General features: G+C 67.6%; 9 protein-coding genes. 4 read left to right on the top strand and 5 right to left on the bottom strand.

The annotated features are described in order from the left end of the window. The coding region (locus ACEN88_RS14875) for a GNAT family N-acetyltransferase (RefSeq protein WP_413340733.1) at nucleotides 1–231 on the top strand (231 nt) is incomplete at its 5' end. Here ACEN88_RS14875 and ACEN88_RS14880 read toward each other — a convergent pair. Next, a complete protein-coding gene (locus ACEN88_RS14880) occupies nucleotides 228–2,537 on the bottom strand; it encodes an FdhF/YdeP family oxidoreductase (RefSeq protein ID WP_413340734.1) in 2,310 nt (769 codons plus the stop codon). The two genes, ACEN88_RS14875 and ACEN88_RS14880, sit on opposite strands and share 4 nt — an antisense overlap. Before the next feature lie 135 nt (nucleotides 2,538–2,672). On the opposite strand from ACEN88_RS14880, the gene ACEN88_RS14885 reads away from it, so the two are divergent. Continuing rightward, nucleotides 2,673–4,082, top strand: coding sequence for a PLP-dependent aminotransferase family protein (locus ACEN88_RS14885; RefSeq protein ID WP_413340736.1), 1,410 nt, complete (start codon nucleotides 2,673–2,675; stop codon nucleotides 4,080–4,082). A 24-nt stretch (nucleotides 4,083–4,106) separates the two neighbouring features. Here ACEN88_RS14885 and ACEN88_RS14890 read toward each other — a convergent pair whose 3' ends face one another. After that, complete coding sequence (locus tag ACEN88_RS14890) at nucleotides 4,107–5,249, bottom strand: GNAT family N-acetyltransferase (protein WP_413340737.1); 1,143 nt, start codon at nucleotides 5,247–5,249, stop codon at nucleotides 4,107–4,109. Nucleotides 5,250–5,276: 27 nt separating this feature from the next. Between ACEN88_RS14890 and ACEN88_RS14895 the strand changes: the two genes are divergently transcribed. Both ACEN88_RS14895 and ACEN88_RS14900 read left to right on the top strand, forming a co-directional pair. Beyond that, nucleotides 5,277–7,331: an NAD(+) synthase gene (locus ACEN88_RS14895; protein WP_413340739.1), complete on the top strand. Its 2,055-nt coding sequence runs from the start codon at nucleotides 5,277–5,279 to the stop codon at nucleotides 7,329–7,331. 44 nt (nucleotides 7,332–7,375) lie between these two features. Beyond that, on the top strand, nucleotides 7,376–7,714 hold the full coding sequence (locus ACEN88_RS14900) for a P-II family nitrogen regulator (protein ID WP_036236923.1): 339 nt from the start codon (nucleotides 7,376–7,378) through the stop codon (nucleotides 7,712–7,714). 135 nt (nucleotides 7,715–7,849) lie between these two features. Here ACEN88_RS14900 and ACEN88_RS14905 read toward each other — a convergent pair whose 3' ends face one another. The 3 genes from ACEN88_RS14905 to ACEN88_RS14915 all read right to left on the bottom strand — a co-directional run bounded on the left by ACEN88_RS14905 (nucleotide 7,850) and on the right by ACEN88_RS14915 (nucleotide 11,456). Continuing rightward, complete coding sequence (locus tag ACEN88_RS14905; protein ID WP_056127730.1) at nucleotides 7,850–8,455, bottom strand: trimeric intracellular cation channel family protein; 606 nt, start codon at nucleotides 8,453–8,455, stop codon at nucleotides 7,850–7,852. Between the two features lie 25 nt (nucleotides 8,456–8,480). Continuing rightward, on the bottom strand, nucleotides 8,481–10,679 hold the full coding sequence (locus ACEN88_RS14910; protein WP_413340742.1) for an ATP-binding protein: 2,199 nt from the start codon (nucleotides 10,677–10,679) through the stop codon (nucleotides 8,481–8,483). 111 nt (nucleotides 10,680–10,790) lie between these two features. Beyond that, nucleotides 10,791–11,456: a Smr/MutS family protein gene (locus ACEN88_RS14915; protein WP_413340744.1), complete on the bottom strand. Its 666-nt coding sequence runs from the start codon at nucleotides 11,454–11,456 to the stop codon at nucleotides 10,791–10,793. Nucleotides 11,457–11,578 lie beyond the last annotated feature (122 nt).

An 11,578-nucleotide genomic window follows, 5' to 3' on the forward strand; every position in this document is an offset into this window, starting at 1 on the left:
GGCATCGGCCGCGCGCTCGTCGCGGCCACGCTCGAACGGGCGCAGTGTGCAGGGGCGCCGGCCATCGGCCTGCACACGAGTCCCATCATGACGACGGCGCTGCGGCTGTACACGTCGATCGGCTTCGTGCGCGAGCACGACCTGCCGCCGATCCGCGGCGCGCCGTACGCGCGTTACAGGCTGCCGGCAGCAAGCATTCCCGCAGCGCTGGCGCGTCTCGCCGCGCGCTAGCGTGCCGGGTGCAGCAGCACCGGAATCGACTTCGACGTCGGCGTGCCCGCGCCCACGGCCACGCTGTCCAGCGGCACGAGGGGATTCGTCTCCGGATAGTAGGCGCCGACGCAGCCGCGCGGGATGTCGTATTCGACGAGCAGGAAGCCGTCCGCGCGGCGCTCGATGCCGTCGTTCCACATGCTCGTGATGTCGACCTTGTCGCCCGCCTCCAGTCCCAGCATCGCGAGATCGTCGCGGTGGATGAACACGACGCGGCGCATGCCGAACACGCCGCGGTAGCGGTCGTCGAGGCCGTAGATGGTCGTGTTGTACTGGTCGTGCGAGCGGGTCGTCATCATGGTCAGCAGGCGCTCGCCGTGGATGGCGCGGGCGCGGTGGATGGCCGTATCGCGGTCGATCGCGTTGACGACGAACTGGGCCCGCGCGCTCGGCGTCGCCCACGTGCGCTCGCGCGACGCCACGCGCAGGTGGAAGCCGCCCGGCCTGGCCACGCGCGCGTTGTAGTCGTAGAAGTCGTCGAACACCTTCTCGATGTCGTCGCGGATCAGCGCATAGTTCGCGGCGCGGGCCAGCCAGTCCACCTTGCCGCTGCCGAGCGTGGCGTGGGCTATGCGCGCGACGATGGCGATCTCGGACAGCAGGTTCGGCGACGCGGGGCGGTTGATGCCGTACGAGATGTGCACCATGCTCATCGAATCTTCCACCGTCACGCCCTGCGCCACGCCGTCCTGCATGTCGATCTCCGTGCGGCCCAGCGTGGGCAGGATCAGCGCGTCGCGGCCGTGCACGAGGTGGCTGCGGTTCAGCTTCGTCGACACCTGCACCGTCAGCGCGCACTGGCGCAGGCCGGCCCACGTGAGCGGCGTGTCGGGCGTGGCGGCCGCGAAGTTGCCGCCCAGGCCGACGAACACGTTCACGCGGCCATCCACCATGCCGCGGATCGTCGCCACGACGTCGAGCCCGTGATGCCGCGGCGGAGAGAAGTCGAATACCTGGCCCAGCCGGTCGAGGAAGGCGGGCGTGGGGCGTTCCTCGATGCCGACCGTGCGGTCGCCCTGCACGTTGGAGTGTCCGCGCACGGGGCACAGGCCGGCGCCGCGGCGGCCGATCTGCCCGCGCATCATCATCAGGTTCGACAGCATCTGCACGGCCGCCACCGATTGCCTATGCTGGGTCAGGCCCATGCCCATGCCCCAGCATGCGATCACGCGTTCGGCGCTCGCGTACAGGCGCGCCAGGCGTTCGATCTCGGCGCGCGGCACGCCCGATTCCTCCAGCAGCATGCCCCAGTCCTCGGCGCGCAGGTCGGCCGCGAACGCGGCGAAGCCGGTCGTGTGGGCGTCGATGAATGCCGTGTCGAGCACGCGCGGATTGCCCGCGGCCTGGGCCTCGTCGTCCAGTTCCAGCACGCGCCTGGCCACGGCCTTGATGAGGGCCAGGTCGCCGGACACACGCGGGCGCACGAACATGGAACTGATCGGCGTGCTGGCATTGGTGAGCATCTCGGCCGGGCTTTGCGGATCCTGGAAGCGCTCCAGGCCGCGTTCCTTCAGCGGGTTGATCGACACGATGGCGGCGCCCCGTTTCGCGCATTCGCGCAGGAGGCCCATCATGCGCGGGTGGTTCGTGGCCGGGTTCTGGCCGAAGATCAGGATGGCGTCGGCCTCGTCGAAATCGTCCAGCGTGACGGTGCCCTTGCCGATGCCGACCGTGCCGGGCAGGCCGCGGCTCGTCGCCTCGTGGCACATGTTGGAACAGTCGGGGAAGTTGTTGGTGCCGACCATGCGCGCGAACAGCTGGTACAGGAACGCGGCTTCGTTGCTGGCGCGGCCGGACGTGTAGAACGCCGCGCGGTCGGGGTCGTCCAGCGCGTTCAGGTGGCGCGCGATGAGGGCGAACGCATCGTCCCACGCGATGGGGACGTACTTGTCGGTGGCGCGGTCGTACGCCATCGGGTCGGTCAGGCGGCCGTGCCGTTCCAGTTCGTAGTCGCTTTGCGCCATCAGTTCCGTCACCGTGTGCCGTGCGAAGAACTCGGGCGGCACGCGCTTGCTCGTCGCTTCCGCCGCCACGGCCTTGACGCCGTTCTCGCAGAATTCGAACGTGGACGTATGGACGCGGTCGGGCCACGCGCAGCCGGGGCAGTCGAAGCCGTCCGGCTGGTTCTGCGCGAGCAGCGTCCCGATGCTGTTCCTGCCCACGCGTTCGCGGACCAGGTTCAGCGCCACGTATTTCAGCGCGCCCCAGCCGCCGGCGGGGTTGGAGTACGGGGCGATGCGCCCTCCGGTGTCGTTCTCGGCCATGCTTGCCTCTCTTTTTGCGATGGCAACAGTGTCATGGATGAGCCTCCCACTGTGCAGATACAGTTGCGCAGATGACGATGGAGTACAGTTGGCCCGGCGGTGCTGCAACTGTACCGCTGCGCTATACTCGTCCGCATGAAGCTCTACGAGTCCCTCGCCGCCGAAGTCGAAGGCCAGGTCGCGCGCGGCGTGCTGCTGGAAGGGGAGCGGCTGCCCTCCGTGCGCCAGGCCAGCCAGCGCCGCAAGCTGAGCATCAGCACGGTGCTGCGCGCGTACTCGCTGCTGGAGAGCAGGGGCGTCATCGAGAGCCGGCCGCAATCCGGCTTCTTCGTGCGCGCCCGGCAGCGCGTCACGCCTCGTTCCGCCGAGCCGGCGCCCGCCCTGACGTTGTCGTCGGAAGTGGACGTGAGCCGGCTCGTGCTGTCCACGTTGCGCACGATCCGCACGCAGGGCGCCGCGCCGCTCGGTTCGCCGTACCCGGATCCCGCCGCCTTCCCGGCGGCGCGCATCAGCCGGTACGCCAACGCGATCGCGCGCAGCCGCCCCGTCAGCGTGCTGGACGACCTGCCGCCGGGGAATCCGCAACTGATCCGCCAGATCGCGCGCCGCTACATGGAGCACGGGGTCGCCGTCGATCCGGGCGAGATCATCGTCACCGTCGGCGCCACCGAAGCGATCAACCTGTGCCTGCAGGCCGTCGCCAGGCCGGGCGACACCGTCGCCGTCGAGTCGCCGACGTTCTACGCCATGCTGCATGCGATCGAGCGCATGGGCATGCGCGCGCTCGAGGTGCCGACGGACCGGCGCACCGGTATCGATGTCGACGCGCTACGCACGATCCTGGCCAGCCAGCGCGTGGCCGCGGTGATGGTGATGCCGAACTTCCAGAATCCCCTCGCCTTCATCATGCCGGACGAGCGCAAGCGCGAACTCGTGGCGCTGCTCGCGGAGCACGGCATCCCCGCGATCGAGAACTGCGTCTACGACGAACTGTATTACGGCGACAGCCACCCGTGCCCCCTCAAGACGTGGGACACGCGCGGCCTCGTGCTGCACTGCGCGTCGTTCTCGAAGAGCCTGACGTCGAACTACCGCATCGGCTGGGCGCTCGCGGGACGCTACGCGGCCCAGGTGGAAAAGCTGAAATTCCTGAACACGCTCAGCACGCCGTCGCTGCCGCAACTGGCGATCGCCGACTACCTGCAGCACGACGGCTTCGACCGCCACCTGCGCCAGGTGCGCAAGGGGTATGCGCAGCGCGCGCGCATGATGGCGGCCGCCGTGCTGCGTTTCTTCCCGGCCGGCACCCGCGTCTCCGAACCGCAGGGCGGCTACGTGCTGTGGGTGGAACTGGCGGGCGGCGTCGATGCGATGCGGCTGTATGCCCGCGCCCTTGAGCACGGGATCACGGTCGGCCCCGGCCACATGTTTTCGGCGCGCGGCAGCTGGACGCACTGCATCCGCCTGAACTACAGCTACCCGTGGACGCCGGCGACGGAAGACGCGTTGCGCACGCTGGGCCGTCTCGTCGCGGAGCTCGCATGAACGAGGACGACCTCGTCGCGGCCGTCACGATCCTGTGCGGAATGGGTTCCGGTCGTTGAGTTCATCGATGTAATCGTCGATGCCGCCGGCCTCCCGTTCCAGGAAGCGCGCGACGGCGTCAAGGAACGACGGGTGCGCGAGCCAGTGCGCGGACCACGTCCGCGTCGGCAGGAACCCGCGCGCCATCTTGTGCTCGCCCTGCGCGCCGCCTTCGAACACCTGGATGCCCTGTTCGATGCAGAATTCCAGCGGCTGGTAATAGGCCGTCTCGAAGTGCAGGCAGGGCACGTGTTCCAGCGCCCCCCAGTAGCGGCCGTACAAGGTGGTCTTGTCGTGCACGACGAGCGACGCCGCGATCGGGTGGCCGTCCCGTTCCGCGATCACGAGCAGCAGGTTGTCCGGCATCGTCTTGCCGATGCGGCGGAAGAAGTCCAGGTTCAAATAGGGCTTCGAGAAGTGTTCGGAATAGGTGTTGCGGTAGCAGCGCGCGAAGAACCGCCATTCCTCGTCCGTGATGGCCGGACCGCGCACCCGGCGCAACGTCACGCCCGCCTCGCGCACTTTTCTCCGCTCGGCGCGGATGTTCTTGCGCTTCTTCTGTTCGAGCGTGGCGAGGAACTCGTCGAACGTGGCGTAGCCCGCATTCATCCAGTGGAACTGCACGCCGCTGCGCAGCAGGAAGCCGGCGTCGGCCAGCTGCTTCGCCTGCTCGTCCGGCGGGAACAGCACGTGCGTGGACGACACGTCCGTCGCCTTCTGCGTTTTCACGAGCACGTCGACGAGGGCCGCCCGCGCGGGCGCATCGCGCGCGAGCAGGCGCGGGCCGCTCACGGGCGTGAACGGGATCGCGGACAGCAGCTTCGGGTAATAGTCGAGTCCATGCTCCTGGTAGGCGTTGGCCCAGGCCCAGTCGAACACGTATTCGCCGTACGAATGGCCTTTCACGTACAGGGGCAGGGCGGCCGCCAGCTGCTCATCCGCGTCGTACAGGGCGATGTATTGCGGCTGCCAGCCCGTCTCCGGCGTGGCGCTGCCGGATTCGTGCAGGGCGTGCAGGAAGGCAAAGGACAGGAACGGGTTCGGATCCTGCTGCAGGGCCACGAGGGCATCCCAGTCCGCCTGCCCGATCTCGGACAGAGAAGAAACGATATGCGTGCGATAATTCAAGATGACTTCCGTGAGCTGTTGAGACCTATGGATAAGCGATTCTTCAACCTGTATTCCCATGATTTCGCGCGCGTGGCCGTCGCCAGCCCGCGTTGCAAGGTTGCCGACCCGGCGTTCAATGCGCAGGAAACGATCCGCCTTGCGCGTGAAGCCGCCGAGAATGGCGCCGTGCTGGCCGCGTTCCCCGAACTGGGGCTGTCGGCCTACACGTGCGACGACCTGTTCCACCAGCGCGCGCTGCTCGACGCCGTGCTGGACGCGCTGGCCGAGGTGGTCGCCGCGTCGAGCACTCTGCCGCTGGCCCTCGTCGTCGGCGCGCCGCTGCGCGTCAACCACGTGCTGTTCAACTGTGCCGTGGTCGTCGCGGACGGCCGCATCCTGGGTGTGGTCCCGAAAAGCTACCTGCCCAATTATGGCGAATTTTATGAAAGTCGGCAGTTCAGTCCCGCGGACAACGCGGCCGTCGACCGGATCACCTTGCTGGGCCAGGACGTGCCGTTCGGTCCCGAACAGATCTTCGAGCTCGAGAATCAACCGCTGTTCCGCTTCCATGTCGAGATCTGCGAAGACGTGTGGGTGCCGATCCCGCCGTCCTCGTACGCCGCGCTGGCCGGCGCGACGGTGCTGGTGAACCTGTCCGCGTCGAACGTCGTCGTCGGGAAGAGCGGCTACCGGCACCAGCTCGTGTCGCAGCAGTCGGCGCGCTGCCTGGCCGCGTACCTGTACACATCGGCGGGCCGCGGCGAATCGACGACGGACATGGCGTGGGACGGCCAGTCGCTGATCTACGAAAAGGGCGACAGGCTGGCCGAGTCCGGGCGCTTCCTGGCCGACTCGCACATCATCTTCGGCGACGTCGACCTGGAACGCCTGTCGGTCGACCGCATGCACACGACGACGTTCGCGCAATCGGTGCGCCGCCACGCGCATGAGGTCGAAAAATTCCGCGTACAGAAATTCGCCGTGCCGCTGCCAGTCGACCGGGACCTGCCGCTGGCCCGCCTCGTCGAGCGCTTCCCGTACGTGCCGGCCGACGGCCGCCGCCGCGACGAGCGCTGCACGGAGGTCTACAACATCCAGGTGCAGGCGCTCGTGCAGCGGCTGCAGTCGTCCGGGCACCAGAAAGTCGTCATCGGTATTTCCGGTGGCCTGGATTCGACACACGCGCTGCTCGTCTGCGCCAAGGCGCTGGACAAGCTGGGGCTTCCCCGCACGAACATCCTCGCGTACACGATGCCCGGCTTCGCGACGAGCGAACGCACGCTGCGCCAGGCGCGCGAACTGATGCGCGTCGTGGGCTGCACGGCGCACGAGATCGACATCCGCCCCAGCTGCATCCAGATGCTGAAGGACCTCGGCCACCCGTACGCGGAAGGCGCGGAACAGTACGACGTCACGTTCGAGAACGTGCAGGCGGGCGAGCGCACCAGTCACCTGTTCCGTCTCGCGAACCACCATCATGCGATCGTGATCGGCACGGGCGATTTGTCCGAACTGGCGCTGGGCTGGTGCACGTATGGCGTGGGCGACCACATGTCGCACTACAACGTCAACGCGAGCGTGCCCAAGACGCTCATTTCCCACCTCGTGCGCTGGGTCGCCGATACGAAGCAGATCGGCGACACGGGCTCCGACGTCCTGATCAACGTGCTGGAGACGGAGATCTCGCCGGAGCTGGTCCCGGGTAAGGTGGGGGAGGCGAACAAGCCGGCGCAGGTGACGGAAGACTTCATCGGTCCGTACGAGCTGCAGGATTTCAACCTGTACTACACGCTGCGCTACGGTTTCGGCCCGGCGAAGGTCGCGTTCCTGTCGTGGAGCGCGTGGCAGGATCGCGCGGCCGGTCCGTGGCCGGAAGGCGGCAGCCCGGCGCGCAACCAGTACGACCTCGCGGCGATCAAGAAAAACCTCGGCATCTTCCTGTGGCGCTTCTTCAAGACGAGCCAGTTCAAGCGCTCGTGCGTGCCGAACGGGCCGAAGGTCGGCAACGGCGGCTCGCTGTCCCCGCGCGGCGACTGGCGCGCGCCGAGCGACTCGGAAGCGACCGTGTGGATGGACCAGCTGGCGAGGATTCCGGACTGACCGGGCACCATGCGATAATCCCGGGAAATTTTTAGGAGATAAACATGAAACAGATTACCTGCGTGATCAAGCCGTTCAAACTGGACGAAGTGCGCGAGGCGCTGGCGGAAGTGAACGTCACCGGCCTTACCGTCACGGAAGTGAAGGGCTTCGGCCGCCAGAAGGGCCACACGGAACTGTACCGCGGCGCCGAATACGTGGTCGACTTCCTGCCCAAGGTGAAGATCGAAGTGGTGGTCGACGATGCGCTGACCGAGCAGGTCGTGGACGCGATCATCAAGGCGGCGCGCACCGGCAAGATCGGCGACGGCAAGATCTTCGTGCAGGAAGTGGAGCAGGTGATTCGTATCCGTACGGGCGAGACGGGGCCGGACGCCGTATAACGTCGTCCCCGCGAAGGCGGGGACCCATACTGAGGCTCCGGTAATTGGCACAGTGACGCCGCGTTGACCTGATTCTGAGAGTCAGCATGGATTCCCGCCTTCGCGGGAATGACGGTGTTCATGTGTTACGTGGCCTTACCGCCCCACCCGCACATCGAACCTCCACGCCACCAGCCGGAACACGACGATGAACATCGCGCTGGACCACAGCGCGAAATCGTGCGGGAAGCCGTTCATCCCCAGCAGCAGGAACATCCAGTTGCCGAGGAACGCGCAGATCGCGTAGGGCTTGCCGTCCCTGAACACCATCGGCACTTCGTTGCAGACGATGTCGCGCATCACGCCGCCGAAGATCCCCGTGATCACGCCCATCATCGAGGCGATGAACAGCGGCATGTGCGCGTCCAGCGCGGACGATACGCCCGCCACGGAAAACAGCCCCAGGCCGACCGCGTCGGCGATGACGATCAGCCGTTCCGACACGATCTGGCGCAGGGTGCGGATCAGCGGCGTCGCGACGAGGGCCAGCACGAAGATCAGGATCGCGTATTCCTGGTGGATCACCCAGAACAGCGGCCGTTTATCGAGCAGGATGTCGCGCAGGGTGCCGCCGCCGAATGCGGCGATGAAGGCCACCGTGAACACCCCCACCACGTCCATGCGCTTTCTCCGCGCCTCGATGAATCCCGAGAACGCGCCCACCAGGATCGCAACGATTTCAATGACGGTGATGAGGTGCATGCGGGAGGAGAGGGCCCGGGCCGCGTCAGCTGGCGTTCGGTGCCAGCGGCAGGCGCACGGCGAAGATCACCTTGCCGCCCTCGTGGCGGTAGTCGATCTCGCCCTCGTGCTCGCGCACGATCTGCTGGGCGATGTAGAGGCCGAGGCCCATGCCCGTGCGGTTGCGCGGATTGTTCAGCGAACTGCGCTTGAATGGATTGAACAGCGCGCTTGCCGTCTCTTCCGGAATCGGCGCGCCCGCGTTCGCGATTTCCAGCACGGCGATACCGTCGCGCGGCGCGAGGCGGATCGTAATCGGCTGGTTCGGTTCGCCGTGGTGGCGGGCGTTGGACAGCAGGTTGGAGATCACCTGGCCGAGCCGGCCCCCATCCGCCAGCACGAACGCCGGCCCGACGGTGTGCAAATCGTAGACGATGGTCGGATAGGCGAGGCGCGCTTCCTCGACCATGTCGCAGGCGAGGGCCGCCAGGTCGACGGGCTGGAGGTCGATGCCGAGCGAGAGGCCGCGGTCGATGCGGCTCATGTCCAGCACCTGGCCGATCATGCGCTGCATGCGGTTGCTGGACGACTGGATGCGCTTGCCCAGCGTGCCCTTGTTGCCGACGCCGTCCGTGCGTTCGAGGACCATGCCGGCCATGTTGATCGAGTTGAGCGGGTCGCGCAGGTCGTGGCCCAGCATGGCGAGCAGTTGCGCGCGCGTGGATTCCGTCTGGGCGCGGCGCGCGTTCGACACGCGCGCCAGTTCGCCCAGCATCATGCGCGCATGCGTGAGGATGCCGTCTTCCCACGGGTGGGCGAGGCCGCGCACGGTCTCGTGCCACGCCTCGAACGAACCGCGCGGCGTCAGGCGCTCGCCCAGCGGGCCGGCCTGGGTCTTGTCCGGCTTGCCGCCCCAGGCAACTTCCTCGATCTGTTCGGTGCGCAGCAGCACGCACCAGCCGCCGCTGGGCGGGTCGAATGGCAGGCCCAGCATGCCGACCCATTTGCCGAGCCGGGCCTGGATCGCGTCCGGCCACTCCTTCACGGACGTCCGGATGACGGTGTCGTGCGGCTCGGCCGGCAGCGACGCGACGATGGCGTCCCCCAGCGCCTGGTCGACGCCGCGGCACACGACGTGCCCGTACTGGCAGACGACGAGCGCCTGCGCATGCGTGGATTCGAGCAGGCCGTCGCCATGCTCGACGAGGGCTTCGAGCGGGTCTTCTTCCAGCAGCAGCGATTCGACGAGGCTCGTGCGCACCTTGGCCGCATGCTCGACCAGTTCCGCGTCCTCGCGCGCCTCGATGCCTTGCACGGTCGAGGCGATCACCTGCGCGAGCACGTCGGCCGCCATCCGCACGGAGTAGGGCACGCGCTTCGGCGCCATGTGGTGGCACGCGATCAGGCCCCACAGGCGGCCGTGGATGACGATCGACACACTCATCGACGCGCCCACGCCCATGTTCTGCAGATACTCCACGTGGATCGGCGACACGCTGCGCAGCACGGCGAAGCTCATGTCGAGCGGCGCGCCGCCTTCCGCGCCGAGCAGCGGCACGGCGTGGTAGCCGACGTCGGCGATCATGCGCAGGGTGTTCAGCACGTACAGTCGGCGCGCCTGTGGCGGGATGTCGCCGGCCGGGTAGCGCTGGCCGAGGTAGGGCACGAGGTCGTCGCGGCGTGCCTCGGCCACCACGTCGCCGGAATCGTCGCTGCGAAAAGCGTAGGCCATCACGCGGTCGAAACCCGTGAAGTCGCGGATCTGGCGCACGGCCGCTTCCAGCAGGCCGTCGATGCTGCGCTGGCGGCGCAGGCGGTCGATCGACGAGTGCGCCTTGATCGCGAACTGGGCGACTTCCTCGATGCTGACGTCGCGCGCCTCGAATTCGACGAGCACGCGCCGCATGTGTGCGTGCACGACGCAATCGTATTCGCGCCCGCCGATGGACAGGGCCGCCACCGAGGCCGGTGCTTCGCCGTCCTCGATCGTGGCCAGGCATTCCTGGATGAGTTCAGTCACCGCCCCCGGCAGCCCGAGCGTGCCGAAGGGTTGTCCCAGCGCGGGTTCGTGGTCCATGACGGTGGCGATGTTGGTGCTCCAGCCTTCGACGCGCCCGGCGTCCGACAGGAAGAGGAGGGCGCCGTGCGGCTGGATCGAGCCGGGGAGATGGATCGGTTCGTCCGCACAATTCTGCAGATCGACCCGCTGCGGCACTGCCATCGGTTCGGGCGTACTGGACTCCACTCACTCATCCTTATACTGGCAGGGCCACCGTGGCGCTACGAGTCTGCATCTTACCCGTTTCGTCAGATCGTTGCGGATTCTTGACGATGAAACGTGCTTGAATGGATGTGTTCAGTCGAGCAGTGCGGGGCGCAGGAGGACGATCAATGCGCCATTGCCCCCGTCGGCCCGGTTCGCGACGCAGAACGCGACCACGTCGCCCGTCTGCACGAGCCAGCTGTGGACCATCCCGCGCAGGACCGGTTCGCCGCCGGCCGAACCATAGCCCACGCCGTGGATGATGCGCACGCAGCGGATGCCGCGCCTGGTGGATTTGCGGAGATAGGCGTCGACGTGGCGGCGCGCCAGGTCGCGTGTGAGGCCGTGCAGGTCCAGCTCGTCCTCGACGGGCCAGTGGCGCTTGCGCAGCTTTTTCACCACGTCCGGGCCGACGCCCGGCGCCGACCAGCTGAGGGACGGATCTTCGTCGAGCAGGCCGTCCACGTCGAACTGGTCGGACAGCATCGACTCGCGCAGCACGGCGGCCGTTTCTTCTTCCAGGGTGCGGGGACGCGTGGGCAGGGGCTGGCCGCGCGTTTCGAATTCGTGCATCGGGCGCCACACGTAGCGGTCCGACTCGGGCATCTTGACGACGTCCGTGACGGCCGTGCGGAATTCGACGGCGTGCTCGCGCGCGATGCGCTCGCGCTTTTCCCGCTCGGCCTTTTCGATGGCGCGCAGCCTTTCGTCTTCCTTGAGCTTGTCGCGCAGGGATTTCAGTTCAGCGAAGTCCTTCATCGCCATAAAACCTCATCTAGATTCGCGGGGGGGGGGGCCGCCCCCCCCCCGGGGGGCCGGGGGGGGTGGTTAGGGAGGGGGTGCAGCGGGGCCGCGCAGCCCCCACCCCCCCCCCGCCGCGG

Source organism: Massilia sp. CT11-108, from assembly GCF_047302915.1.
In the GTDB taxonomy this organism is placed as follows: Bacteria; Pseudomonadota; Gammaproteobacteria; order Burkholderiales; family Burkholderiaceae_D; genus Telluria; species Telluria orientalis.

What these genes read in the sequence shown, in the direction of transcription:
- ACEN88_RS14880 (WP_413340734.1), bottom strand. Translation starts at nt 2,537, where the DNA reads ATGGCCGAGAACGACACCGGAGGGCGCATCGCCCCGTACTCCAACCCC.
- ACEN88_RS14885 (WP_413340736.1), top strand. Translation starts at nt 2,673, where the DNA reads ATGAAGCTCTACGAGTCCCTCGCCGCCGAAGTCGAAGGCCAGGTCGCG.
- ACEN88_RS14895 (WP_413340739.1), top strand. Translation starts at nt 5,277, where the DNA reads ATGGATAAGCGATTCTTCAACCTGTATTCCCATGATTTCGCGCGCGTG.
- ACEN88_RS14900 (WP_036236923.1), top strand. Translation starts at nt 7,376, where the DNA reads ATGAAACAGATTACCTGCGTGATCAAGCCGTTCAAACTGGACGAAGTG.
- ACEN88_RS14905 (WP_056127730.1), bottom strand. Translation starts at nt 8,455, where the DNA reads ATGCACCTCATCACCGTCATTGAAATCGTTGCGATCCTGGTGGGCGCG.
- ACEN88_RS14915 (WP_413340744.1), bottom strand. Translation starts at nt 11,456, where the DNA reads ATGAAGGACTTCGCTGAACTGAAATCCCTGCGCGACAAGCTCAAGGAA.